The 24,766-nt window shown below is 33.9% G+C and carries 25 protein-coding genes; 18 read left to right on the top strand and 7 right to left on the bottom strand.

Translation table 11 applies throughout. The annotated features are described in order from the left end of the window. Positions 1 to 8: 8 nt before the first annotated feature. A complete protein-coding gene (locus ACFQ0R_RS09375) occupies positions 9 to 2,333 on the top strand; it encodes a M1 family metallopeptidase (protein WP_379658110.1) in 2,325 nt (774 codons plus the stop codon). Positions 2,334 to 2,387: 54 nt separating this feature from the next. Here the strand turns inward: ACFQ0R_RS09375 and ACFQ0R_RS09370 are convergent, their stop codons facing one another. The 4 genes from ACFQ0R_RS09370 to ACFQ0R_RS09355 are packed head-to-tail and all read right to left on the bottom strand — an operon-like array spanning position 2,388 to position 6,349. Further along, positions 2,388 to 3,257, bottom strand: coding sequence for a diacylglycerol/lipid kinase family protein (locus tag ACFQ0R_RS09370; protein ID WP_379658109.1), 870 nt, complete (start codon positions 3,255 to 3,257; stop codon positions 2,388 to 2,390). Further along, the gene (locus tag ACFQ0R_RS09365; protein WP_379658108.1) at positions 3,257 to 4,189 is read right to left on the bottom strand and encodes a phosphatase domain-containing protein; all 933 of its coding nucleotides are present in this window, start codon (positions 4,187 to 4,189) and stop codon (positions 3,257 to 3,259) included. Before ACFQ0R_RS09365 ends, ACFQ0R_RS09370 begins: the two co-directional genes overlap by 1 nt. Before the next feature lie 3 nt (positions 4,190 to 4,192). Continuing rightward, positions 4,193 to 5,518, bottom strand: coding sequence for an MFS transporter (locus ACFQ0R_RS09360; protein WP_379658107.1), 1,326 nt, complete (start codon positions 5,516 to 5,518; stop codon positions 4,193 to 4,195). Positions 5,519 to 5,527: 9 nt separating this feature from the next. Beyond that, complete coding sequence (locus tag ACFQ0R_RS09355) at positions 5,528 to 6,349, bottom strand: M48 family metallopeptidase (RefSeq protein WP_379658106.1); 822 nt, start codon at positions 6,347 to 6,349, stop codon at positions 5,528 to 5,530. Positions 6,350 to 6,465: 116 nt separating this feature from the next. On the opposite strand from ACFQ0R_RS09355, the gene msrB (ACFQ0R_RS09350) reads away from it, so the two are divergent. The 17 genes from msrB (ACFQ0R_RS09350) to ACFQ0R_RS09270 all read left to right on the top strand — a co-directional run bounded on the left by msrB (ACFQ0R_RS09350) (position 6,466) and on the right by ACFQ0R_RS09270 (position 20,231). Next, entirely contained in the window at positions 6,466 to 6,951 is a 486-nt protein-coding gene (msrB, locus tag ACFQ0R_RS09350; RefSeq protein ID WP_379658105.1) for a peptide-methionine (R)-S-oxide reductase MsrB, read from the top strand. Between the two features lie 5 nt (positions 6,952 to 6,956). Beyond that, positions 6,957 to 7,346, top strand: coding sequence for a peptide-methionine (R)-S-oxide reductase MsrB (msrB, locus tag ACFQ0R_RS09345; protein ID WP_379658104.1), 390 nt, complete (start codon positions 6,957 to 6,959; stop codon positions 7,344 to 7,346). Between the two features lie 5 nt (positions 7,347 to 7,351). Then, the gene (locus ACFQ0R_RS09340) at positions 7,352 to 7,873 is read left to right on the top strand and encodes a hypothetical protein (protein WP_379658103.1); all 522 of its coding nucleotides are present in this window, start codon (positions 7,352 to 7,354) and stop codon (positions 7,871 to 7,873) included. A 143-nt stretch (positions 7,874 to 8,016) separates the two neighbouring features. Continuing rightward, positions 8,017 to 8,565: a ClpP family protease gene (locus ACFQ0R_RS09335; protein ID WP_379658102.1), complete on the top strand. Its 549-nt coding sequence runs from the start codon at positions 8,017 to 8,019 to the stop codon at positions 8,563 to 8,565. A 2-nt stretch (positions 8,566 to 8,567) separates the two neighbouring features. After that, positions 8,568 to 9,011 (top strand): GNAT family N-acetyltransferase, encoded by a 444-nt coding sequence (locus ACFQ0R_RS09330; protein WP_379658101.1) that lies wholly within the window; start codon positions 8,568 to 8,570, stop codon positions 9,009 to 9,011. A 1-nt stretch (position 9,012) separates the two neighbouring features. Next, positions 9,013 to 9,759, top strand: coding sequence for a M15 family metallopeptidase (locus tag ACFQ0R_RS09325; RefSeq protein ID WP_379658100.1), 747 nt, complete (start codon positions 9,013 to 9,015; stop codon positions 9,757 to 9,759). A gap of 53 nt (positions 9,760 to 9,812) precedes the next feature. Beyond that, positions 9,813 to 11,333 carry a 2,3-bisphosphoglycerate-independent phosphoglycerate mutase gene (gene gpmI / locus ACFQ0R_RS09320; protein WP_379658099.1) on the top strand — a complete coding sequence of 507 codons (1,521 nt, stop codon included), beginning with the start codon at positions 9,813 to 9,815 and terminating at the stop codon, positions 11,331 to 11,333. After that, positions 11,330 to 11,893: a TlpA family protein disulfide reductase gene (locus ACFQ0R_RS09315; RefSeq protein ID WP_379658098.1), complete on the top strand. Its 564-nt coding sequence runs from the start codon at positions 11,330 to 11,332 to the stop codon at positions 11,891 to 11,893. Before gpmI ends, ACFQ0R_RS09315 begins: the two co-directional genes overlap by 4 nt. Positions 11,894 to 11,902: 9 nt before the next feature. Then, complete coding sequence (locus ACFQ0R_RS09310; RefSeq protein ID WP_379658097.1) at positions 11,903 to 12,325, top strand: BT0820 family HAD-type phosphatase; 423 nt, start codon at positions 11,903 to 11,905, stop codon at positions 12,323 to 12,325. After that, the gene (gene map, locus ACFQ0R_RS09305; RefSeq protein WP_379658096.1) at positions 12,326 to 13,144 is read left to right on the top strand and encodes a type I methionyl aminopeptidase; all 819 of its coding nucleotides are present in this window, start codon (positions 12,326 to 12,328) and stop codon (positions 13,142 to 13,144) included. It begins immediately after the preceding gene. Positions 13,145 to 13,306: 162 nt separating this feature from the next. After that, positions 13,307 to 14,206: a MerR family transcriptional regulator gene (locus ACFQ0R_RS09300; protein WP_379658095.1), complete on the top strand. Its 900-nt coding sequence runs from the start codon at positions 13,307 to 13,309 to the stop codon at positions 14,204 to 14,206. Between the two features lies 1 nt (position 14,207). After that, entirely contained in the window at positions 14,208 to 15,665 is a 1,458-nt protein-coding gene (locus ACFQ0R_RS09295; protein ID WP_379658094.1) for a phytoene desaturase family protein, read from the top strand. A 4-nt stretch (positions 15,666 to 15,669) separates the two neighbouring features. Beyond that, positions 15,670 to 16,509 carry a phytoene/squalene synthase family protein gene (locus ACFQ0R_RS09290; RefSeq protein WP_379658093.1) on the top strand — a complete coding sequence of 280 codons (840 nt, stop codon included), beginning with the start codon at positions 15,670 to 15,672 and terminating at the stop codon, positions 16,507 to 16,509. Between the two features lie 4 nt (positions 16,510 to 16,513). Next, on the top strand, positions 16,514 to 16,960 hold the full coding sequence (locus ACFQ0R_RS09285) for a beta-carotene hydroxylase (RefSeq protein WP_379658092.1): 447 nt from the start codon (positions 16,514 to 16,516) through the stop codon (positions 16,958 to 16,960). Further along, complete coding sequence (gene crtD / locus ACFQ0R_RS09280) at positions 16,961 to 18,430, top strand: 1-hydroxycarotenoid 3,4-desaturase CrtD (protein ID WP_379658091.1); 1,470 nt, start codon at positions 16,961 to 16,963, stop codon at positions 18,428 to 18,430. Between the two features lie 9 nt (positions 18,431 to 18,439). Beyond that, positions 18,440 to 19,084 carry a carotenoid biosynthesis protein gene (locus tag ACFQ0R_RS09275; protein WP_379658090.1) on the top strand — a complete coding sequence of 215 codons (645 nt, stop codon included), beginning with the start codon at positions 18,440 to 18,442 and terminating at the stop codon, positions 19,082 to 19,084. Beyond that, complete coding sequence (locus tag ACFQ0R_RS09270) at positions 19,071 to 20,231, top strand: lycopene cyclase family protein (RefSeq protein WP_379658089.1); 1,161 nt, start codon at positions 19,071 to 19,073, stop codon at positions 20,229 to 20,231. The genes ACFQ0R_RS09275 and ACFQ0R_RS09270 overlap by 14 nt, the downstream gene beginning before the upstream one ends. Here the strand turns inward: ACFQ0R_RS09270 and ACFQ0R_RS09265 are convergent. From ACFQ0R_RS09265 to ACFQ0R_RS09255, 3 genes are all read right to left on the bottom strand, one after another. After that, on the bottom strand, positions 20,228 to 20,914 hold the full coding sequence (locus ACFQ0R_RS09265; protein ID WP_379658088.1) for a DUF3291 domain-containing protein: 687 nt from the start codon (positions 20,912 to 20,914) through the stop codon (positions 20,228 to 20,230). The genes ACFQ0R_RS09270 and ACFQ0R_RS09265 overlap by 4 nt on opposite strands. A gap of 136 nt (positions 20,915 to 21,050) precedes the next feature. After that, positions 21,051 to 23,096 carry a S9 family peptidase gene (locus tag ACFQ0R_RS09260; RefSeq protein ID WP_379658087.1) on the bottom strand — a complete coding sequence of 682 codons (2,046 nt, stop codon included), beginning with the start codon at positions 23,094 to 23,096 and terminating at the stop codon, positions 21,051 to 21,053. Positions 23,097 to 23,108: 12 nt separating this feature from the next. After that, positions 23,109 to 24,755 (bottom strand): amidase family protein, encoded by a 1,647-nt coding sequence (locus tag ACFQ0R_RS09255; protein WP_379658086.1) that lies wholly within the window; start codon positions 24,753 to 24,755, stop codon positions 23,109 to 23,111. Between the last annotated feature and the right edge of the window lie 11 nt (positions 24,756 to 24,766).

The raw sequence follows: 24,766 nt of genomic DNA, 5'->3' as shown, positions 1-24,766 counted from the left end.
TACAGCTTATGAATTTAATTAAGTACACAAGTCTTTTTCTTTCTGTTTTTGTGCTGTCTTTTTCTGGATATGCTCAAGAAGATCAAGCAGAGGAAAAGCAAGAAGGCCACACCAATCAGAATAAATTTAGACAACTCTACGATGAATTTGCTACACCAAACGTTTACAGAACTGCTTCTGGAGCTCCTGGCCATCAATATTATCAAAACACCGCTGATTATGAGATGAACATCACATTGGATGATGAAAACACAATGTTATATGGTGAAGAAACAATCACTTACACAAATAATTCGCCTGATGCACTAGAATACCTTTGGGTAATGCTAGATCAAAACATTAGAGCAAAAGATAGCCCAGCAAAAGAAAGAAACAGTAGTGAATTTGCTCCTGTTACTCCAGCAGGTAGTTTTGTGAATTCTCATATGAAAGCAGATTTTGACGGTGGATTCAACATCAAAAAAGTCCATAGAAATGGTGAAGCTCTCCCATACACTATCAACTATACAATGATGCGTGTAGATTTAGCAAAACCTCTTATGCCTGGTGAGTCTTTTGACTTCTCAATTGAGTGGGATTATTTAATCAACAACCATACAGTAAACGGAGGACGCTCTGGTTACGAATATTTTGAAGATGATGACAACAGAGCTTATGTTATTGCTCAGTTCTTCCCTAGAATGGCTGTTTATAATGATAAGGAAGGCTGGCAAAATTACCAGTTTTGGGGAAGTGGAGAATGGTCTTTACCATTCGGAAATTATGATGTAAAAATTACAGTTCCTGAGGACCACATCCTTGATGCTACTGGAAAATTACAAAATAGAGATCAAGTTTTCAGTAAGATTATGTTAGATCGTTTTGAAAAAGCAAAACAATCTTACGATGAACCAGTTGTAATTGTTACTGAAGAAGAAGCTATCGCTAATGAAAAAATAAACGCTACCAAAACTAAAACTTGGGAGTTTAAAGCCAATATGGTAAGAGATTTTGGATTTGCCACATCAAGAAAGTTCATATGGGATATGATGGCTGTGAAAGTTGGAGACAAAGATGTAATGGCTGTTTCTCTTTATCCAAAAGAGGGAAATCCACTATGGGAAGATTGGTCTACAAGAGCTGTTGCAAGTACACTAGAGACTTACAGTAACTTTACTTTTCAATATCCTTATCACAAAGCAATTTCAGTCCATGCAAAAAGTCAAGGCATGGAATATCCTATGATTTGCTGGAATTATGGAAGACCAGATGAGGAAGGTTTTATTTCTGACCGTGTGAAATTCGGAATGATGAGTGTAATTATTCATGAGATAGGACACAACTTTTTCCCTATGATTGTAAATAGTGACGAAAGACAATGGGGATGGATGGACGAAGGTCTTAACACATTCATGCAATATTTATCTGAGCAAGAATTTGCGGATAAATATCCTGAAGTATTGCAAGGAAACAATCAGGTTTATGAAAAATATCCATCAAGACGTGGAGAGCCATCTAAAATCGTAAACTACATGAAGGGGAATCAAGATTATATTTCTCCTATCATGACCAATCCAGAGCAAGTATACCAGCTTGGTAATAATGCATATGGAAAGCCTGCTACTGCTTTGAATATATTGAGAGAGACCGTTATGGGCGAAGAACTATTTGATTATTCTTTTAAAACATTTGCTCAAAGATGGATGTTCAAACACCCAACTCCAGAAGATTTCTTTAGAACAATGGAAGATGCTTCTGCAGTAGATTTAGACTGGTATTGGAGAGGATGGTTTTACACAACAGACTATGTGGATATTGGTATTGAAAATGTGAAAAACTATTTCATGACTAGCAATCCTACTGTTGAAGGAAAAGCACTGTTAGCTAGATATGGTATCGATGACCCAGCAAATGATCCTCGCACCAAAGATGCTGTTTACTTATTAACTGCAGATAGTGAAAGCTTTGAAGCCTCTATGAAAGATGGTGACCCTTTAGAAAATGCTCCTAAACTTAGAGAGTATTTGATGGATAATTTCACTCAGCAAGAAATAAGTAATATGAAACAACCTAAGCATATTTATGAAATCACCTTCAATAAACCAGGTGGCTTGGTGATGCCTATTATTGTAGAATTTCAATATGCTGACGGAACTGCAGAAACTATAAAATATCCTGTTCAAGTGTGGAGAAAAAATGATTCTGAAGTCAAAAAAGCAATTTTTTCTGAAAAAGAAATCGTAAAGATGATTGTAGATCCTAAGCAGGAAACTGCAGATGTAGATACATCTAACAATACTTGGCCAAGAGAAGAAAAGTCCAGTGAATTTGACTCATTCAAAGAGGGTCAGTAAACACTTCTGAAAATATCGAAATCAAAAATGCCAGCTGAATTAGCTGGCATTTTTTTATTGAATAAATTTTAAAGCTTTAGGTAAAACTTCTATCTTTAGTTCAGTAAACTCTTCAATAACCTCTCCATCAATTTGAAGTAATCGAGGTTCCTTCAACTTCACTGTTGCAGATTTAGCTTGAATCGTTTCTAGGCTTTCTATTTTGTAATCCTCATCAAATTTAGACAACGCCGCTTTCAATAAATCTGAAAAATCCATAGCTTTCACCACAACAAATTCAAAAAAACTATCATCCATTCTACCTATTGTATTTAGTGGAATTCCAGTACCAAATTTTCTTCCATTACAAATAGCCAGCATCACCCCTTTTCTTTCATAATCCATTTGATCGGTTTTAATCTCAAACTCAAAGCCTTTTAGGTTTTGAAATTCAGACCAAAAGTGTTTGGCATAAGTAAACATACCTCGACTTTCATCCTTATCATAATTTGCCACCAGATTTGCATTTGCTCCTATATCTCCAAGATGAAGTAATAAATGAGAGTCGTTTATAGAAAGTAAATCCAGTTTTTTAGATTCTTTAGATTTTAAAAATCTTTTGAATAAAATCTGTGGAGAATCTGTCAAATTCAGTTCTACAGCCATTCCATTTGCAGATCCCATAGGTATAAAACCGACTTGAATATCAAAATCCATTAGAGGTTTCAAAAACATATTAAGTGTCCCATCGCCTCCCACTACAATTACTTTTTGAGGGGAATACTCGATGAGTAATTGCTCAATTTTATCACTATCATTTTTTCCTGTTGTTTTATAAAAATGATAGCTAAGCTTGGACTTTTCCAGAAAATGTTTTGCGAAGTCCACAAATTCCACTTTGTTTTTGTCGCCAGATACTGGGTTGATTATTATGAGAATATCCATCACTTCAAACTTAAAAATTCTTTTAATTGCAAAATCTCTTGATTGATGTCATCGTCATCTTGAAAATACATACAAGAGACACCAGTATCTTGTAATGCCTCCCACTTTTCTCTTTGAATTTCATCTACTGAAAATGTAGTTTGTCTAATATAAACTTTAATAATTTGAGACTTGTAAGTATTAACTATTTCAGAGTAGATATCCATATCTTTCTGAGTGTCATCTCCAATTAAAATAAATTTTTTGTCTGGTAAATTAGTAATAAGCTGATGCAGAAAATCTATTTTATGCTTTCCTTTTTTCGGTTTAAATAAGGATTTAAATTTCAAATAAGGGGTTAAAAACAAAGGACCAGAAGGAATTTCATTAAATCTAAAAATCGCGGTAATTAGACCAAACAAATTGCTTTCGCTTTTAGATAAATACGCTATTCTAAATTTATTTTCGTCAAAATACTCCAGCAGAGCATTACTGAATAACACCTTATTTCTACGTTTTGGCCTTTTGAATAAAATCGTGGAGATTCGTTTTAATGCAGAAGCTGTGTGAGAGTGAATCACCGTATCATCAATATCTGAAATCACCTCTATAGATGTAGAAGGATACTTAAAATAAAAAGGATGGATTTGATCTATACTTAGTTGATTGTGTTGCTCATCAAATACTTTAAAATCAGTTAAACAATCGATAGAAAGGAGTTCAAAAAAATAACCTTTTTTATTGGTTTTTATACTAAAAGACTCTCCATTAGTTTCAATATAAAGATGTTTTCGTTTGTAAGCTTTCTTGTGATAAGAGCTTAAAACGTTCCAAGTATTTGTAAATATTGACCGAGGAGACTTATCAATAGAAGTTTGATTTCTTAATACTGTACCGGTAACTAACACAGTGTTTTTCAATTCAACTGCTGTAAAGTGCCAAAGAAACGCCATGAGTTAAGTTTTGGTTTTCAATTTCAATCTAAAAAGTAAAAAAATACCGCCTGCAAAAAAAAGAATTAAAAACAAAATTGCATTTCTAATGCTGCCTGTCACTTGCGCTATAAATCCATACATAAACATTCCTATAACAATTCCTATCTTTTCAGTCACTTCATAAAAGCTAAAAAAAGAGGCCGTATCCTTTTCATCTTCAGGAATGTACTTCGAATAGGTTGATCTTGATAAAGACTGGATAGCTCCCATAACTAATCCAACAAAAAATGCAGTAATATAAAATTGAATAGGTTGCGTAATGAAGAATGCATAAACACATATACCGATCCAAATTATATTAATAACAATTAAAACATTAATATTCCCGTAGATTTTAGCAAATTTTGAAGCTGCATTCGCACCAGCAATAGCAACAAGTTGAATTAAAAGTATGCTTATGATAAGTCCATTAGTTGTTTCTCCTTCTGCCCATTGGATTTCGCCAACTCCAAAATAAGTGGCAATCAACATGATGGTTTGTACCGCCATGCTATACACAAAAAAGGCTCTAAGATAAGGCTCAAATCCAAAAGATGATTTGATTTTCTTATAAGTGGTTTTTAACTCTCGAAAACCATTCAATACTAAATCTTTGGTTCTCGCATCTCCTTTTCGATTGCCTTTAGGTAAATAAGCATACGTGTATTGACTAAATGCTATCCACCAAACACCAGTTAGAATAAATGAAATTCTTGTTGGAAGTGACTCACTTTCAAATCCAAAAGTGTCATAAAACATAATGAGAATAAGGCAAATCACTAGAAGGATGACGCTGCCAATATATCCTAATGAAAACCCTTTAGCTGAAGCTTTATCCTGTTGATTTCTGAAAGCTATATCAGGTAAATAAGAATTGTAAAAGACTATACTTCCCCAAAATCCTATTAATCCAAAAAAATAACAAATCAAACCAAACCAAAGATTTACAAGGTCAAACCAAAACAAACCGATACAAGCTAAAGCTCCCAAGTAATTGAAAAATTTCATGAAATTTTTCTTGTTCCCAATATAATCAGCCATTCCTCCCAAGAGTGGGCTCATGATAGAAATAACAATAAACGCTAAACCTGTAACGTAACTTATCAACACATCGTTGTTGAAACTATAGCCTAGAAATTGTACAGTATCATTAATAACGAGACCTTGATCATTCTTTATATTGGTTAGAGCACCATAATAAATAGGAAAAATCGCAGAACTTATAACTAAAGGGTAAACAGAGTTTGCCCAATCGTAGAAAGCCCAGGCATGAATAAGTTTTTTATGACCTTTGGAAAGCGACTTCACCTTCAAAATTTAATCTTTAAAAGAAGTCACACCATATTTAGCAGCTTCTTTTTTGGCGTCGTCAGACCATTTTTTTAAATTTTGAATACGCTCATCATTGGAAGGGTGGGTACTCAAAAATGGTGGTGGACCAGCACCATCAGAATTTTCTTTCATACGCACCCAAAGTCTTGCAGCCTCCTCTGGATTGTAACCTGCAATTGCCATTAGTTTTATACCAATTCTATCTGCTTCAGTTTCATGTTTTCTACTAAATGGCAACATCACTCCTACTTGTGAACCTATGCCATAAGCCATGGAAAAAAGTTCCTGACTTTGCTGGTCGTCACCTATAGCAAGCATTCCTACTGCTCCTGCTGCTTGTTGTATTTGTCCAGCACTCATGCGCTGTTGTCCATGATTGGCTAATGCATGAGCCACCTCATGCCCCATGATTGCTGCTACGCCAGCTTCGTTTTTGGCAATCGGAAGTATGCCAGTATAAAATGCTACTTTGCCTCCTGGCATAGCCCAAGCATTTACTTGGTCGCCCTTTATAAGACTAAATTCCCATTTATAATCATCAGTATAATTTGGATAACCATTTTCTGCTAACCAACGCTCAGAAGCATTGGCTACTTTAAGACCAACTCTTTGTATCATTTGTGCTTCCTCTCCTTCTCTTACAACTTCACTTTCCTCTAACACTTGATTATATTGCTGAAAAGACATTGGTAAGATTTGAGAATTAGGAACCAATGCTAAAGTGCTTTTTCCTGTAAAAGGATTAGTACCACAACTCAAAATAATGAACATTAATAAAAAGCTGGTATAGAATTTGAAATTGTTCATAATATAAATTTTTATCAAAATTAATCATTATATCCAATATTGAATTTGAAATGTGATTGATTTGTGAAAATTGGTCGATTCTAAACTTTTAAACTTTAATTTTATAAAAAAACAATATGAAAAAAATATCAATTTTAATTCTTGCTGTTTTATTTATCTCTTGCAAATCTGAAGCGCAACAAAAAGAAAAAAACACTAAAGAATTTAAGGTTCAGAAAACAGAAAACGAATGGAAAGCAGAACTCACAGACAAAGAATATCGTATTTTAAGAAAAGCTGAAACAGAAAGACCTTTTTCTAGTCCGCTGAATGATATTGAAGAACCTGGAGTGTTTGTCTGCGCTGCTTGCGGAAATCAGCTTTATGAAACGAAACATAAGTTTAAAAGTGGTACAGGCTGGCCAAGTTTTGATAGAGCTATAGAAAACAGCCTTGCATTAAGTTCTGATAGAAAACTGGGTTACGAGCGTTCAGAATTGCTTTGTGGAGATTGTGGTAGTCACCTAGGGCATGTTTTTGATGATGGCCCAAAAGAAACTACAGGTAAGAGACATTGCATTAATGGTGTAGCTTTAGAATTTATACCAAAAGAAAAATTATAAAAAATATGTCCGATAAAAATCAAATGACAGATCAAGAATGGAAAGAAAAACTTTCCGAGAAAGAATATCATGTTTTAAGAGAGAAAGGAACTGAGCCTCCTCATTCTGGTAAATATAACACTCATTTTGAAGACGGAAAGTACCATTGCAACGGATGTGGTGCGTTATTGTTCGACAGTAAATCAAAGTTTGAAAGCAACTGTGGTTGGCCAAGTTTTGATAGTTCGGCAGAAGGTGCTATTGAATATAAAAAGGACACTACATTTGGTATGGCCCGCATTGAGATACTATGTTCAAATTGCGGCGGGCACATTGGCCATATCTTTGATGATGGTCCTACAGAAACAAGAAAACGCTACTGTGTAAATTCGTTAAGCATTAATTTCGAAAATTAAAAGTCATGAAAAAAATAAGTTTATTATTAGCACTTGTTTTCATAGCTACAAGCTGTGAAGGCGACCGCGGACCTGCAGGACCTCCTGGACTCGATGGAGGAATTGAAAGAGGAACTATACTTGAAGTAAACGGCAGCTTTACTCCTCAAAATGGTTATTCATTTAATTATGAATTTCCTACTAATGAGGTTGAAGTTTTTGAAAGCGATGTCATCCAGGTATATTTATTGGAAAATGTCATTGATGATATTGGAGGTCCAGCTGATGTTTGGACTCCTCTAGCTACAAGTTTTTTCTTTGATGATGGAAGTCAATTAGTTTATAACTATAATCATACTTATTTTGATGTTGAATTTTTCCTAGGCGGGAATGTGGATTTGAATACCGTTTCAAATGATTTATTATTGAATCAAACATTCAGAATTGCAATTATCCCAGCTGATTTCGCTGAAAATAACCCTAGTTTAAATAGCTACGAAGCACTTATGCAAACTATGCCTAATGCAAAAATTATTGAATTAGATTAAAATAAAACTTTATATTAAAAAAGACCTTCTTACAAGGTCTTTTTTATGTTTATACATCAACGACTTAGAGTTACGTTAATACTCTTCAAATTATAGGATGTCTTCAAAATATAATTTTATTTTTACATTTCAAAAAAAATAATATGAGCGATAAACCAGGAAAAGTTCAAGATCTTATAGATAGAAAGTTTTTAGAGCAAAGAAAAGTTTTTTTAAACGGTCAAGTAGATGGTAAGAGTGCAAAACATTTAATAGATAGATTGATGTATTTGGACATGGAAAGCAATGACGAGATTCAATTTTACATTAACAGTCCTGGTGGTTACGTCACCGATGGATTTGCGATTTATGATACCATGAAATCATTAAAAAGTCCTGTGTCTACAATTTGTAGTGGCTTGGCAGCTTCTATGGGCTCAATACTAATGTCTGGAGGTGAAAAAGGAAAACGTTTTATACAGCCTAATGCCAAAATAATGATCCATCAACCAATGGGTGGAGCTCAGGGTCAGGCTTCCAATATCGAAATTCAAGCTCAAGAAATATTAAAAATTAAAGAACTGAGTGCTCAAATTTTAGCAGACAATTGCGGTCAAGACTTTGATAAGGTAATGAAAGACTTTAAACGTGATTACTGGATGAATGCACAAGAATCTGTTGATTATGGTATTGTAGATGGAATTCTATCTTAAACATGCCTATTGAGTTTAAATATATTTCTTCAAGCGAAACCAAAGATTTAAGGCATCTTGTTTTAAGACAAGGGAAACCTAGAAATTTTTGTGATATGCAAGGAGATGAGTTAAAAAGCACCATACACATTGGTGCTTTTCTTAATTCTAGATGTGTTGGTGTATTGAGTTTATTTCTTTCAAAAACACATAAATTACCAAACTTATCTCAGTATCAACTTAGAGGCATGGCAGTAGACCCTCAGTATCAGAGGCAGAATATTGGAAAAGAATTGGTATTGTATTCTGAAGGTGAGCTTAAGAAGAAAAATGTTGATGTACTCTGGTGTAATGCTAGAGAAATCGCAGTTGGTTTTTACAAAAAACTTAACTTTGAAGTCATCTCAGATCTATTCCAAATCGCGGATGTTGGCCCTCACTTTATTATGGCAAAAAAACTAACTTAAGATGAACCGAAAAAGATTTATCAGTACTGCAACCTTAGTTTTTATTGGGTCACAGTTTTCAATTAATTCTGAAGTATTAAATTTACTAGGTTTTGATGATATAAAAATTGAAAATCTTTTAGGATTAAGTCAATCTCACTTAAAATCAAATTCAATTTTACTTGAAAATGAAACTTACGAAGCTTTCTCTAAAATGAAATCTAAAGCTATTGAAGATAATATCGACTTAAGAATAGTATCTGGATATAGAAGTTTTAAGCATCAAAAGGCAATTTGGGAGCGGAAATTTAATCAGCTTATCATAACAAAAAAACCAACTGAAGCTATTTCAGAAATAATCACCTACTCCTCTATTCCTGGAACCTCAAGGCACCATTGGGGAACCGACATAGATATAATTGATGGCTCAGTGAAATTACCAAAGGGAGATTTGCTTTTAGAACAAAATTACCATGGCGATGCCCCGTTTTCAAAAATGAAATCTTGGATGGATAATCATGCAAAAGACTTTGGATTTGAACTGGTTTATACACAAAATAAAAGCCGAACTGGATTTAACTACGAACCTTGGCACTATTCTTTTGCTAAAAAATCTAAGTCTTTTCTAAATGTACAACTGCAAAAAGATTATAGAGAAGCCTGGAGCGCTTTAGAGTTTAATGGAAAGTCAAAAATGTCTAAGAAATTTATAGATTCCTATTTTGAAAATTACGGATCTGGAATCAATCCTAGTTTAATGCCTTCTTAAAACACGCTATTGTATCAATCAATAATTCTTATTTTAGCATAAAATTACTTCAAATGAGCAAAAAAGTCATTTTAACAATATTAGATGGGTGGGGAATATCTCCAAATAAAGAAATTTCTGCTGTTGATCAGGCAAAAACCCCTTTTATGGATAGTTTGTATAAAAAATATCCACATGCCACTTTAAGAACAGATGGGCTCAACGTTGGTTTACCAGAAGGGCAAATGGGTAATTCTGAAGTCGGTCATATGAATCTTGGAGCTGGAAGAATTGTTTATCAAGATCTCGTAAAAATAAACATGGCTGTTGAAAAAGATACGCTAAAAGATGAGCCTGTTTTGGAACAGGCTTTTGATTATGCTAAAAAAAATAACAAAGCTGTACATTTTCTAGGTCTTGTGAGCGACGGAGGTGTTCACTCCCATATGAATCATCTTAAAGGTCTCGTCACTGCCGCTCAAGATTATGGAATTTCAAAAAAATATGTTCATGCCTTTACAGATGGAAGAGATGTTGATCCCCATTCTGGTAAAGGTTATATTAAAGAATTAATGCCTCATTTTGAAAAAACAGATACCAAACTTGCTAGTATTATAGGACGATACTATGCCATGGATAGAGATAAACGCTGGGAAAGAGTAGAAAAAGCTTACGACCTCATCGTGAAGGGTGAAGCTGAAACTTATAGTGAAAATCCACTTGAAGTCTTACAAAAAAGCTACGATGATGGCGTTTCTGATGAATTTATAAAACCAATAGCTGTTACTTCCAATGGCAAACCAGTAGCAAAAATAGCTGAAGGCGATGTCGTAATTTTCTTCAATTTTAGGACAGATAGAGGAAGACAACTCACTCAAGCTTTGAGTCAAGAGGATTTTCCTGATTATGATATGAAGTCGATTCCTTTATATTATGTCACCATGACCAAGTATGACGACACCTTCAAAAATATAAATGTTGTTTACAAGAAAGACAATATCAAAGCTACACTTGGTGAAGTTTTGGAATACACCGGCAAATCTCAAATACGTGCTGCAGAAACTGAAAAATATCCTCACGTCACTTTTTTCTTTTCTGGAGGACGAGAAGAACCCTTCAGAGATGAAAAGCGCATCATGGTAAACTCTCCGAAAGTTGCAACTTATGATTTACAACCAGAAATGAGTGCTTACGAGCTGAAAGATAAAATTGTAAAAGAAATCGAAGAAAAGACAGGTGATTTCATTTGTTTAAATTTTGCCAATCCTGATATGGTTGGTCATACTGGAGATTTTGACGCTGCAGTGAAGGCTTGTGAGACTGTAGATCAATGTCTTAAGGAAGTAGTGACTGAGGCAGAGAAGCAAGATTACTCAGTGATTGTTATTGCAGATCATGGAAATAGCGAGACTATGGTGAATGAAGATGGCTCACCAAATACAGCACACACAACAAACCCAGTTCCTTTTGTATTGGTAGACAAAGATATCAAATCGGTCAAGGATGGAATTCTTGGAGATATCGCTCCTACTATTTTAGATTTAATGGGGATAGAAAAACCAGATTTAATGACACAAAACTCACTCTTAAAATGAGAAAAACACTCACAATACTTTCTGTTTTAATAATTTTATTAAGTTCTTCCAGTTTCACTCTTATTGAATTAAATTCAGGCAATAAAAAAGCAAGTCAAGAAAACGAGCTTATATTAGGTGAATTCAAATTAGAGGATCTTAAGTCTACAAATAATAAAGCATGGTTTGAAGATGGATATAAAAATTACTCACCTAAAACTGAAGTCGTCAATAAAATAGCTTCAGTTGTAGAGAATAAGGATTTTAAAATTTCCGTTTATATGGGAACGTGGTGTGAGGACAGTCAAAGAGAGTTTCCTGGGTTTATAAAAATATTAGACCAGATTAATTTTAACTACAAAAACCTTACTCTCATAGGTGTTGATGAAGATAAAATTGTACCAAACATTACAAATGAAGAGAGAAGGGAACTAAACGTTTTTAACGTCCCTACTATAATAATTTATGATAAAAATGGAAAGGAGATAAATCGATTTGTTGAATTTCCTCAAGAGACTTTAGAAAAAGATCTTCTTAAAATATTTTCTAGACAAGATTATAAGCACGTCTACGATTTTTAATCTATCTATATGATTTCTTCTAAAAGACCAGTTTTAGCAATAGATTTTGACGGTACAATTGTGGAAAATAAATATCCATCGATTGGTAAGCCTAAGTTGTTTGCTATTGAGACCTTAAAAAAGTTACAGATGAAAGGCTTTGTTCTCATTCTTTGGACTTATAGAGACGGTGAGTATCTTAATGAAGCTGTTGAGTTTTGTAGAAAGCAAGGAATTGAATTTTACGCAGTAAATAAAAGTTATCCTGAAGAAGTTTACAGTAGTGAGATAAGCAGAAAAATCAATGCTGATATTTTTATAGATGACAGAAATATAGGCGGTTTTTTGGGGTGGGGAGAAATTTACAGAGAATTGATTGGTGATGATGACGAGTTATTAAGATTAGAAAATAAAAAAAAAGGATTTTTTAAATCTATTTTTAAAAAGAAATAAATGATAATTAAAAAGACAAGGGAGGAAATAAAGCTTATGCACGAAAGTGCACAAATTGTTTCTAAAACTTTGGGAATGATTGCCAAAGAAATAAAGCCAGGAGTTACTTCACTATATTTAGATAAACTTGCAGAAGAATTTATTAGAGACCATGGAGCCATTCCAGGTTTTTTAGGACTTTATGATTTCCCTAATACTCTTTGTATAAGTCCAAATGCACAAGTAGTTCACGGTATACCAAATAATAAACCTTTAGAAGAAGGTGACATCCTTTCTGTAGATTGTGGTGCTGTAAAAAATCAGTTTTACGGAGATCATGCCTATACATTTGAAGTTGGTGAGGTAGATGAAGAGGTAAAAAAGCTTATACGCATTACAAAAGAATCGCTCTATAAAGGTATAGCTGAATTTGTAGAAGGAAACCGTGTTGGTGACGTTGGTTATGCTATCCAAAAGTATACTGAAAAACATGGCTATGGGGTTGTAAGAGAACTTGTAGGTCACGGTCTTGGTAAAACGATGCATGAAGATCCACAAATGCCTAACTATGGCAAAAGGGGACGAGGTAAAAAATTTGTAGAAGGGATGACTGTTGCTATAGAACCTATGATAAATATGGGGACCAAACGCATCAAACAATTACCAGATGGCTGGACTATTTTAACATCTGATGGAAAACCAAGTATACATTTTGAACACGATGTTGCTATTGTTGATGGTAAGCCAAGACTTTTATCTACTTTCGATTATGTACATGAAGCACTTGGCATCTCTTCAGACGAAGAAGATCCATATAGACTCGACATTTCCACACTGTAAGTTCCAATCTAATTCTTAAGTAAGTTTACACGTTTCTTAAAAAAATTAAGCTTTTAAAGCTATAGCTTAGAAGTTAAATAGATTAATTGTTTAAGTTTTAACTTGATTTTTTAAACAAAGTATTATAATAATCTATATTTTTGACTATTGTTAAATATAGTTATGGGAAACATTAAACAAAATTTCAGTATTAAAGATTTAGAATCGTTGAGCGGTATCAAAGCGCATACAATACGTATGTGGGAAAAACGCTACAATGTTTTGGAGCCTGAACGCACAGAAACCAATATTAGAAATTATGGAGTCACTGGACTTCAGAAGATATTGAACATCGCGTTTTTAAATGAAAATGGATATAAAATTTCGCGAATTTCTAAAATGGATGATGGAGAAATTTCCGAGCTTGTACAAAGTATAACCACAAGCAAAAGCAATTCTAATAGAGCTTTAAAATCTATGAAAGTTGCCATGATGAACTTTGACCAGCCTTTATTTCTAAGAACTTACGAAAATCTCATGATCAATAAAACATTTTCAGATATTTATGAAGAAGTTTTTATTCCATTAATGGTTGAGATTGGATTACTTTGGCAAGCTGGCACTATAACTCCAGCTCATGAGCAATTTATTTCTAATTTGATAAAACAAAAATTATTTATCAATATTGAAAGCCTACAGAAAGTTCAGGCTTCAAAAAATGATAAGGTATTTGTTTTATTCCTTCCTAATGAAGAAATCCATGACATTGGCCTTTACTATGCTAATTATGAGATTTTATCACATGGCTATAAAGTAATTTTTTTAGGACAAAGCCTTCCTATGGAAGATTTAACTTATCTTTCAACCCTGTATGATAATACGGTTTTTGTGAGTTACCTTACAGTAAAACCTGATAATCTTATCCAATATTTAGAAGATTTTAAAAAACATATATGCCCTAATGGCCTTTGTGAATATTGGTTATTAGGCCGGAAGTCTACTGAATTACTTGAGAATAATACTACACTTCCTGAAGGTATAAGAGCCTTTAGAGATATTTCAGAATTGACATTAAATTTGTAATATGAGTAAATCGATTGCAGTAATTGGCTCTGGCTTTTCATCATTGGCAGCAGCATGTTATCTTGCCCAAAATGGCAATAGAGTTGAGATTTTCGAAAAAAACGATAGCCTTGGAGGTCGTGCAAGACGCTTTAAAGAGAAAGGTTTTACGTTTGATATGGGGCCTTCCTGGTATTGGATGCCAGATGTTTTTGAAAGATTTTTTGGAGACTTCGACAAAAAACCATCGGATTATTATGAACTTGAAAAATTAGACCCTGGATATCAAGTTGTATTCGAAGGAGGTGAAACTATTGAGATTGGTGATAGTTTAGATAAGATCTATAAAATTTTTGATAAAGAAGAAGAAAATGGAGCTAGAAAATTAAAAAAGTTCATAGAGAATGCTCGCAGTAATTACGATATAGCAATCAAAGATTTAGTTTACAAACCTGGCGTATCACCTTTAGAGCTTGTGACTCCAAAGACGATTACAAAACTAGGAGAATTCTTTAGTACAGTAGATAAGGACGTAGAAAAAGAGTTTAAAAGTGAAAAGCTGAAACAGATTCTTAAGTTTCCTGTTTTGTTCTTAGGCGCAAAACCAAGTGAAACACCATCATTTTACAATTTCATGAATTATGCTGATTTCGGCCTTGGAACTTGGCATCCCAAAGGTGGTTTCCATGAGGTTATAGCTGGAATGGTTAAATTAGCAAAATCTTTAGGCGTCAAAGTCAACACCAATGCCAATATCGATAAAATTATAGTTGAGAATAAAACTGCTAAAGCACTTGAAATTAATGGTGAATTAAAAAGCTTTGATGTAATATTATCAGGCGCAGACTACCATCACACTGAGACTCTTCTAGAACAAAAGCATCGTCAGTATTCTAAAGCATACTGGGATAAAAAAGTTTTTGCACCATCATCGCTCCTATTTTATATTGGTTTTGATAGAAAACTTGATAATGTAAAACACCATAATTTATTTTTTGATGTTGATTTTAATGAACATGCAAAAGATATTTATACCACTCCAAAATGGCCAGAGGAGCCTTTATTTTACGCAAATTTCACTTCAAAGACAGACCCTAGTACTGCACCAGAAGGTCATGAAAACGGCTTCTTTTTGGTACCTATCGCTCCAGGAATTGAAGACACAGAAGAGCTAAGAGAAGAATATTTTAACAAAATCATGACAAGGTTTGAATCTTTGACTGAGCAAAAAGTGCAGAAAAATATTATATTTAGGAAGTCTTTTTGTGTAAACGACTTTAAAGAGGACTATAATTCATATAAAGGAAATGCTTACGGCATGGCAAATACGTTGTTACAGACAGCTTTTTTAAGACCAAAATTGAAGAGTAAAAAAGTTAATAACTTATATTTTACGGGACAACTAACCGTCCCCGGCCCTGGCGTTCCACCAGCATTAATTTCAGGTAAATTGGTATCTGAGTTAATTGAAAAAAACTAAAATAATGAAGTCATTATTCGATACAGTTTCCAGAGATTGCAGTAAGCTTGTAACTAATTCTTACAGTACATCTTTCTCAATTGCTACAAAATTACTTGCTCCTTCCATTAGACAAGATATTTATAATATCTACGGATTTGTAAGGTTTGCCGACGAGATTGTAGATACTTTTCATGAGTATGACAAGACAAGGCTTTTTAAAAGTTTCCAAGAAGAAATGTATAAAGCTATTGACCAAAAAATCAGCCTCAACCCCATTTTAAACAGTTTTCAAGAAACTGTTCATAAGTACAATATTGATGCTCATTTGTATGAATCTTTTATGGATAGTATGGAAAAAGATTTGCACAAATCCAATTATCTTACTCAAGAGGAATATGAAGCTTATATTTACGGAAGTGCTGACGTGGTGGGATTGATGTGTCTTAAGGTATTTGTCAAGGGGGATAGAGAAGCTTATGAAAACCTAAAAGATGATGCGATGAAACTAGGTTCTGCTTTTCAAAAGGTAAACTTTTTGAGAGATTTAAAAGCTGATTGTGAAGAATTGGAAAGATCTTATTTTCCAAATGCAGACTTAAGTTGTTTGGATGAAGAGACTAAAAAGATTATTATATCTGAAATCGATGTAGATTTCAAAGCTGGATTGAGAGGTATAGGAAAATTGCCAGTTGAAGCCAAGTTAGGAGTATATACAGCATATATTTATTATTCAAAATTGCTTCAAAAATTAAAGAATACACCGTCACTTGAAATAAAAAATAGAAGAATAAGAGTACCTAATTATCAAAAAGCTAGTCTGCTTGCAAAATCTTACATTTCTTGTAGATTTAATTTAGTTTAACGTTATGGATATATTGATTTGGATTGTTGTTTTTATTGCAACATTTTTGGGGATGGAGTTTATGGCGTGGTTTACGCACAAATACGTAATGCATGGTTTCTTGTGGGTTCTTCATAAAGATCATCATTTAAAAGACCATAAAAGCTGGTGGGAACGCAACGATTTATTTTTTGTCTTCTATGCTGTAGTAAGTATGTATTTTTTTATGGTTGCAGAATTTCAATTCGCTATAGCTATAGGTGCTGGAATAGCAGGTTATGGTTTAGCATATTTTCTTGTTCATGATATTTTTATTCATCAGAGATTTAAATTATTTCGGAAAGCTGACCATTGGTATGCAAAAGGCATAAGAAGAGCACATAAAATACACCACAAACATTTAGGAAAAGATGATAGCGAATGTTTTGGTATGCTCATACCACCCAAACGTTTTCTAAAAAACGATAAGTAGATGAAAATGAAAGTTGCAGTAGTTGGTTCTGGCATTGCCGGAATTGCTTCAGCATTACGACTAAAAGCCAAAGGCTATGATGTCGAAGTTTTTGAACAAAACAGTTACACAGGCGGAAAGCTTCATAGCTTCCAAAGAGGTGACTACAGGTTTGATTACGGGCCTTCACTATTTACAATGCCTCAACTTGTAGATGAGTTGTTCGGACTTTTTGATATAGATTCTAAATCTTATTTTAAATACAAGAGAAAAGATATTATTTGTAATTACTTCTGGGAGGATGGCCAGCAATTTCAAGTAGATGCAGATAAAAATGCATTTATAAAAAATGCTTCTGAGACTTTTAATGAATCCGAAAGCAATTTAAGCGATTACTTAGAAAGTACACAAATTAAATATGACCTTACATCTCGGCTTTTTTTAGAAAAATCCCTTCATAAATTTAGTACTTATCTTTCAAAAGATACTTTGAAAGCAATATTTAACTTGAGCAAACTTCATTTGGATAGCAGTCTTAATGATGTTAATGAAAAGTATTTTGATCATCCAAAACTTGTTCAACTCTTCAATAGGTTTGCTACCTATAACGGTTCTTCACCATATAAAACTCCTGGAATTATGTCTATGATTCCTCATTTAGAAATGAATTATGGAGCATTTATTCCAAAACATGGAATGCATGATATATCGCAAAGCCTCACTAATTTAGCAAAGGATAATGGAATTGTCTTTCACCTTAATCAGAAAGTAGATGAGATTCTGTATGAAAAAGAAAACATAAAAGGATTGAAAATCGACCAAAAAGAACATGCATTTGACCTGGTAGTGTGCAATATGGATGTTTATTCAGCATATAATTCTTTACTTAAGAAAACACCACCACCAAAGAAGACACTTGAACAGGAACGCTCAAGTTCAGCATTGATTTTTTACTGGGGAGTCAATAAAACATTCAAAAAACTGGATTTACATAATATTTTATTTACTGAAGATTACAAAAAAGAATTTGATCATCTTTTCAATAAAAAATACTTTACAGACGATCCCACAGTCTATATAAATATTACTTCCAAAGAAGTGGATGGTGATGCTCCAGAAGGATGCGAGAATTGGTTTGTCATGGTAAATGCTCCAACAAATTGTGGTCAGGATTGGAAGGCACAAACTACTTATATAAGAGAAAAAGTAATTGCCAAAATAAATAAATGTTTAGGAACTAAAATAGAGAACCATATTGAAGTAGAACACGTAGAGACTCCCGAAACAATAGAAGTAGCAACCTCATCTTTCCAAGGTTCCCTGTACGGCACGTCCAGCAACAATAAATTTGCAGCATTTTTGAGGCATCCAAATTTTAGTTCTAAAATAAAAAACCTGTACTTTTGTGGTGGTAGCGTGCACCCGGGTGGAGGAATTCCTCTATGTTTACTTTCCGCGAAAATTGTTTCAGACTTAGTACCACAAGCTTAAATTAAATTGATGAAAAGCCTCTATAACGATAGAAAATATATTTTAATCGCGATTGGTATTCTATGGCTCTTCCACATTTCAGGTATAATAGGAATCAGCTTAGGTTTTCAAGATTGGTTTGCAAGCAGAACTGCTCTCAATCTTATGATCATGTTTCTGGCTCTCATATTTTTTTTCCCTCTGGATTCTATCAAAAAGTGGATTTTATTTGTTGTATTTGGAATTCTGGGTATCTACGCAGAATACCTGGGTGTCACATTCGGTTTATTTTTTGGAGAATATGCATATGGAGATAATTTCGGTCCAAAAATCTTTGAAGTGCCAGTTCTTATAGGTATCAATTGGGCCATGCTTACATTTATATGTGGTGCTATTGCAAATAATTTTTCTGAAAACCTTATTTTGAAATCCTTATTAGGAACTTTCATGATGTTATTTTTGGATTTATTCATGGAAAAGGTTGCACCAATATTTGATTTCTGGGAATTTTCAGGCGGATATGCTCCAATAGATAATTATATTGCCTGGGGTATTATTTCCTTTGTATTTCATCTAATATTCCACCTGGCAAAGATCAAAGGCAAATTTCTTATCTCATTCAATTTATATTTAGTTCAACTTGTATTCTTTATTTATTTCTATGTCTATTTCTAAATATGATTACATAATCGTTGGTGCTGGTGCAGCTGGATTAAATCTTGCTCTTGCGATGAACGATGATGTCTTTTTTAAAAATAAATCCATATTAATTTTAGATAAAGATCAAAAAGAAAAGAACGATAGGACTTGGAGTTTTTGGGAAAAAGGAGATGGTAAATGGGATAGTTTAATCACTAAGACTTGGAATAAAGGCATTGTAAAAGCCAACGGTGAAAGCATCACGCTCGACTTGAAGAAGTACAATTATAAAATGTTAAGGTCTGCTGACTTTTATGCTCATGCTAAAAAACAGCTCGAAAAATCTAACTTCATCTGGAAAACAAAGCAGGTTCAAAAAATAGTTCAGTCAGAAGAAAGTGCCATAGTTACAACAGATAAAGGAAATTATGAGTCTAAATATGTGTTTGACAGTAGGATCCCTCCTAGTTATTCTCTTGAAGACACAAACTATCTAAACATAGCTCAGCATTTTAAGGGTTGGATTATTGAAACTAAGACACCTGTTTTTGATGATTCTAAATTTACAATGATGGATTACGATCTCAAGGATAATGGGACTACGAGCTTTACTTATATATTACCTCTTTCATCAACGAAGGCACTTGTGGAGTTTACCTATTTTAGTCCAGATTTGGTCAGTGAGTCAACTTATGATAAATATTTAAAAAAATACATTATTCAGAATTTGAATGTTGAAAATTATGATATCCTTGAAACTGAAAAAGGAATTATCCCTATGACCAATTTTCCTTTTGAAAATTTCAATCAAAAACACATTATTAAAATCGGAACTGCTGGGGGTTGGGTAAAGGCTTCATCTGGTTATTCTTTTAAAAATTGCGAGAGAAAAAGTCAAAATATTATCAAGTTTCTGAAGTCAAATCGAGAATTTTATAAAGATTCTTCACCCAAAAAATATCAGCATTACGATAAAATTTTTCTTGAAGTACTCACAAAGGAAAATACCTTCGGAGAGGAATTATTTTACAGGATGTACAAAAACAATTCAATCCAAACCATTTTCAGATTTCTTGACGAAAAATCCACATTTCAAGAGGATTTAAAAATCATTAGAAATTTAAGCTCATCTCCATTTATCAAGGGGTTTTTAAGGCACGCAAAAAGCGGTTTCAACACCTAGTCATCTTTTAAAACTACTTTCTCCTGAAGTCTGAATCTTGAAAACAGTTCTTCACTATACCAGTCGAGCTTTCTGGTTTTTTGAATTGCTTTGATGTGTTCGTGGCTTTGGTAGGCATATGACTGAAGGTTTTCAATATTATCCCAAATACTAAATGTTGCCATTTCTACAAACGGCAACTCTCCAAAACCTTTGGTATAAAGTAGGCCCTTAGCATTTTCTAGTGGTTTTTGGGATTCAGGGACGAATTTCCAAAATTTTAAAAGCATATTAGTTTTAATGCTTGCCCTAGTAATTACGGCAATCTGGTCATTTTCACCTATGTCTTTGGCTTGAACTGAAGACTGAAATGGATTTTTACCATTCCACAAACCTCTGGCCTGAATACTTTCCAGATAAAGCACCTCCATTCTTGTCGCATGCTTTTTATAAAGCTCACTTAAAGGATGTGTGTCAAAAAAATCCTGAGCACAAGACTTATCATCCCAGACTTGCAGCACTGCATATACATTCCAATCTGGGAACGGGTTGAAATTATCCTTTCCACTCCCTAGTAATTTATAAAAACTCTGTCCTTCAACAGTTTTCATATACCGATGACCGAATTGCATCATTGACAATGCCCAGAATTTATCAAAAAAGCCATTATAAGTTAGTATCGTAAGTGTTGTAATTTGAGACATAAAACTTAAAAAACATAAAGGTGAAAACTAAATGAATGCTACTTTAGTTTTCACCTTAATTTTATTAATAATTAAACAAAGAGTGATTCAATAGTGTAACTCTGAAGTTGTGTTCGTTTCAAATTCAGAATAAAAATTAGTTTTTATACTTATCAAACCAGCTTGTGATATATCCCACTTTTCTAAATAAATTACTCGGTTTTCCTGCAATACCATGACCAGAGCCTGCTATCCGAATCATTACGGCATCAACGCCCTGTAGTTTTAATGCTGAGTAATACTGTTCTGTTTCACTCATGGGGGTTCTGTAATCTTGCTGTCCTGTCAGCAACATCGTTGGTGTTTTTACATTTCCTACCAATGAAATTGGAGAAAACTTCAAATAATCTTCTGGAGATTCCCACGGCTTATCTTTGAACCAATATTTTGAAAAGAAAGGTGAACTATCTGCAGTTAATACAAAACTATACCAGTTAATTACAGGTTTTGCAACCACAGCTGCTTTAAATCGATCTGTCTTACCAATAGACCAGGCAGTGAGAACTCCTCCTCCACTTCCTCCGGTAATAAATAAATTTTCCTCATCCACATAGCCTTGATCTACCACATACTCTGTAGCATCCATCAAGTCATTGTAATCTTCACTAGGATAATTATGGTTGATATATCCTGCAAAATTTTCACCATAACTTGTACTTCCTCTGGGATTTGTATAAACCACTACATATCCTCGACTTGCCATAAGTTGCAATTCTGGAGAAAACCGTGAGCCATAATTTGTGTAAGGACCACCGTGAATTTCAAGAATCATTGGATACTTTTTGGAAGAATCATAATCTGGAGGTGTTATGATCCAACCCTGAACCTTGAAATCATCTACTGAAGAGTCAACCCAGAATTCTTCGACATTTCCTATTTTTTTCGACTTCAAAAGATTTTCATTTAGGTTAGTAAGAAGTCTTGGTTGTGAATTCGATTTTCTTCCCACTACAGCCAATTCCGCTGGGATTGAAGTAGTAACATGAGAAAAAGCAACATTACCTTTATCTGAAACCGAATAACTTCCTCCTCCATAAGGTCTACCAATACTTGCAGAGCCAAGGTTTTCTGCAATTGGAGCTACATTACCTTTTAAATCTATTTCACCAACTTTACTATTACCTTCCTCATCATATCTAAAATAGATAGACTTACTATTCTTAGACCACTTTATAGAGGAAATGTCTTGTTTAAAACCTTTAGATAGAACTTCAACTTCTTTACTATCTCTATCCATTAAATATAGTTCTGTCAATTGGTAACCTACAAATTTATCTTTAAAACCTGTGTAAGCAATATATTTCCCATCTGGAGAAATTTTTGGAGAGTTGAAAGGTCCGCGCTGATTTGTAAGTTGTTCTACCTTTCCTGTTACTATGTCGTGTTGAAAGATTTGCTCATTATTGGGATCAAGTTCAGCATTTTCAGATTTGTCGACTGTGTATAAAATATGCTTTCCATCTGGAGCCCAGGAAGGCGAACTGTATTGATGCGATCCTGACGTTAATTGACGTGCAGTTCCGCCTTCTGCAGAAATTAAAAATAAATGACGATATCCGTCTTGAACATACCCACCACCGTCTCTACGGTATACAGTTTTATCTATAACATCAGCTCCTTTTTCCCATTCTGCTCCAGAAGGAGGTGTTGGTAAACTAGGTTTGATAGCTTTTGAAGATTCAGACACAAACTTGCTAAATAGAAGTTGAGATCCATCTGGAGACCAACTTATACTTCCAGGACTTTCTGTGAAATTGGTGAGCGCAGCAGTTGTTTTTGACTTTAAAAAATACACGTATAATTGATTTGATCCATCTTGATTAGAAGTGAAAGCAAATTTATCACCTTGCGGAGACCAACTTACATTACCGTAATTTCTGGTTCCAGACGTGATTGGATAATGATTATTACCATCAAAAGAGATTTGCCATAGATTAACTAATCTTCGATCTGACATCACATCAAATTGATGCCTTTCGTAAATGATGGTATTTCCATCTGGAGAAATCTCTGGATTTGAAACCATTTGAAGATCAAAAAGATCCATATAATCAAAATGATTTTCCTCAACCTGCGCTTGAAGTTGAGAACTAGAGAAAAGTATAAAGTTAAGAATGAAAAAGCTAAAACGTATAAAATTCATTTTTTTAATATTTTAGTTAAGATACATTTGTGGAGATTTTCTTTGCTTTGAAGCCTTTTCATAAAGCTTAGCATAACTGTAAATATCAGGTTCTTGGTATGGTTTTGTAATAAAAGTAAGACCTTCTGGCTCACCACTTTCATTATACCCCATAGGAACAGTTAAGGCTGGGAATTTAGCAGCTGCTGCCTGACCTGCATTGTAGTTATTGATGGATAAAATAGCATCAAGATTATTAGCTTGCATTGGGTTTTCAAAATATTCTATACCTGCAATCAAAAGTTTTTTACGAATTTCATTGAGTTCATCATCTGTAATATCAAGGTCTTCAATACCTTCAAACCTAGCTTGACCATAAGGAATTCTAACGGTTGTGTCCTTAAGATTAAATTTCATAACATCACTAGTGGTTTTTACCTCAACATTTTCTGAAGCATATGCAGATAAATAATTTTTGAGGTCTATTTTCATATCACCGCTTAACAATTCGAGGAAACCTTCAAAATTCATGGCTTTTGGCTCAATCTCGATAATCTCAGCTCCAAGACTTTTCAACTCTTCCATCGCATTTTGATATAAAGGATTTTCTAGGTAAGCTTTATAAGCTCCTAACCGAACACCTTTCAAATCTTTTCTCGCTTCAATTTCCCAAGGCACTTTTGCACCTAAAGTTTTATTTTGAACTGAAGCCATTGCAGAAAATAATATTGAATTGTCTCTTAAGTTTTTAGTGATTGGTCCTGGCGTATCCAAAGTACTTGATATAGGAATTATCCCATCCTGACTAAGAATTCCAATAGTAGGTTTTAAACCAACTACAGATTGCTGGCTTGAAGGAGAAATAATAGAACCAGAAGTTTCTGAACCTACTGCGGCAGTTGCATAGTTAGCTGCAACAGCAACCGCACTTCCAGAGCTGGAACCGCCAGTATCAAATTCTCTTACACCGTATGGATTTAAAGTTTGTCCACCAATTGCACTATATCCATTAGGACATCCATCACAAAGAAAATTTGCCCATTCACTCAAGTTTGCTTTTCCTAAAACAAGACCACCATAAGATTTTAAATTAGCGACAATTTCAGCATCATTTTCTGATTGATTCTCCATTAAAGCTACAGCACCAGCTGTTGTAGGCATGTTTTTGGTATTGATATTATCTTTTAAAATTACGGGCATTCCATAGATAGGATGTTTATTTGATAGGTCTCCTATGTCAAGTTTCTCAGCCTGCATGACAACTTTTGGATTTATTGAAATCATAGCATTAAGAGAAAGATCTTTATCACTTTCAAATTTCGCTATTCTGTATAAATACCATTGTGTCAATTCTTTATACGAAAACTTCCCTTCTGAAATATAATCCTGGAGAGTTTCTATATCTTGTTCCAAAATAAATGGAGATAACTCATTATATCTTTCTTCTGAAAAACCGCTAAGTTGAGAAGTTATGGTAGTAATCAATTCATTTCTATCTGCGACCTTCGACTGTATGAGTTTGTATCGCAAGCGTTCAGATTCATGGTCTTCATTGGATTTTATCAATCCTGTTTCATCATATGGAACCCAAGTTTGAAATTCTGGAAAGTCTTCTTTCTTACACGATGTCAAGCAGAATACCGATAAAAGAATAAGAATAATTGAACTATTTTTAAGCATAGGACTGTTTG

The sequence above is a fragment of the Psychroflexus salinarum genome (genome assembly GCF_042677225.1).
GTDB classification, from domain to species: Bacteria; Bacteroidota; Bacteroidia; order Flavobacteriales; family Flavobacteriaceae; genus Psychroflexus; species Psychroflexus salinarum.
Note: the sequence above shows the minus strand (reverse complement) of the source record. Positions and strands in the feature narration are given on the sequence as shown.

Bases quoted from the DNA above. Each gene is read 5' to 3' on its own strand.
- ACFQ0R_RS09325 (WP_379658100.1), top strand. From the start codon at position 9,013: ATGAACCGAAAAAGATTTATCAGTACTGCAACCTTAGTTTTTATTGGG.
- ACFQ0R_RS09335 (WP_379658102.1), top strand. From the start codon at position 8,017: ATGAGCGATAAACCAGGAAAAGTTCAAGATCTTATAGATAGAAAGTTT.
- ACFQ0R_RS09330 (WP_379658101.1), top strand. From the start codon at position 8,568: ATGCCTATTGAGTTTAAATATATTTCTTCAAGCGAAACCAAAGATTTA.
- ACFQ0R_RS09340 (WP_379658103.1), top strand. From the start codon at position 7,352: ATGAAAAAAATAAGTTTATTATTAGCACTTGTTTTCATAGCTACAAGC.
- ACFQ0R_RS09285 (WP_379658092.1), top strand. From the start codon at position 16,514: ATGGATATATTGATTTGGATTGTTGTTTTTATTGCAACATTTTTGGGG.
- ACFQ0R_RS09290 (WP_379658093.1), top strand. From the start codon at position 15,670: ATGAAGTCATTATTCGATACAGTTTCCAGAGATTGCAGTAAGCTTGTA.
- ACFQ0R_RS09275 (WP_379658090.1), top strand. From the start codon at position 18,440: ATGAAAAGCCTCTATAACGATAGAAAATATATTTTAATCGCGATTGGT.
- ACFQ0R_RS09265 (WP_379658088.1), bottom strand. From the start codon at position 20,914: ATGTCTCAAATTACAACACTTACGATACTAACTTATAATGGCTTTTTT.
- ACFQ0R_RS09255 (WP_379658086.1), bottom strand. From the start codon at position 24,755: ATGCTTAAAAATAGTTCAATTATTCTTATTCTTTTATCGGTATTCTGC.
- ACFQ0R_RS09355 (WP_379658106.1), bottom strand. From the start codon at position 6,349: ATGAACAATTTCAAATTCTATACCAGCTTTTTATTAATGTTCATTATT.
- ACFQ0R_RS09375 (WP_379658110.1), top strand. From the start codon at position 9: ATGAATTTAATTAAGTACACAAGTCTTTTTCTTTCTGTTTTTGTGCTG.
- msrB (WP_379658104.1), top strand. From the start codon at position 6,957: ATGTCCGATAAAAATCAAATGACAGATCAAGAATGGAAAGAAAAACTT.
- ACFQ0R_RS09295 (WP_379658094.1), top strand. From the start codon at position 14,208: ATGAGTAAATCGATTGCAGTAATTGGCTCTGGCTTTTCATCATTGGCA.
- ACFQ0R_RS09365 (WP_379658108.1), bottom strand. From the start codon at position 4,189: ATGGCGTTTCTTTGGCACTTTACAGCAGTTGAATTGAAAAACACTGTG.
- msrB (WP_379658105.1), top strand. From the start codon at position 6,466: ATGAAAAAAATATCAATTTTAATTCTTGCTGTTTTATTTATCTCTTGC.
- ACFQ0R_RS09370 (WP_379658109.1), bottom strand. From the start codon at position 3,257: ATGGATATTCTCATAATAATCAACCCAGTATCTGGCGACAAAAACAAA.
- ACFQ0R_RS09270 (WP_379658089.1), top strand. From the start codon at position 19,071: ATGTCTATTTCTAAATATGATTACATAATCGTTGGTGCTGGTGCAGCT.
- ACFQ0R_RS09315 (WP_379658098.1), top strand. From the start codon at position 11,330: ATGAGAAAAACACTCACAATACTTTCTGTTTTAATAATTTTATTAAGT.
- ACFQ0R_RS09260 (WP_379658087.1), bottom strand. From the start codon at position 23,096: ATGAATTTTATACGTTTTAGCTTTTTCATTCTTAACTTTATACTTTTC.
- crtD (WP_379658091.1), top strand. From the start codon at position 16,961: ATGAAAATGAAAGTTGCAGTAGTTGGTTCTGGCATTGCCGGAATTGCT.
- ACFQ0R_RS09300 (WP_379658095.1), top strand. From the start codon at position 13,307: ATGGGAAACATTAAACAAAATTTCAGTATTAAAGATTTAGAATCGTTG.
- ACFQ0R_RS09310 (WP_379658097.1), top strand. From the start codon at position 11,903: ATGATTTCTTCTAAAAGACCAGTTTTAGCAATAGATTTTGACGGTACA.
- map (WP_379658096.1), top strand. From the start codon at position 12,326: ATGATAATTAAAAAGACAAGGGAGGAAATAAAGCTTATGCACGAAAGT.
- gpmI (WP_379658099.1), top strand. From the start codon at position 9,813: ATGAGCAAAAAAGTCATTTTAACAATATTAGATGGGTGGGGAATATCT.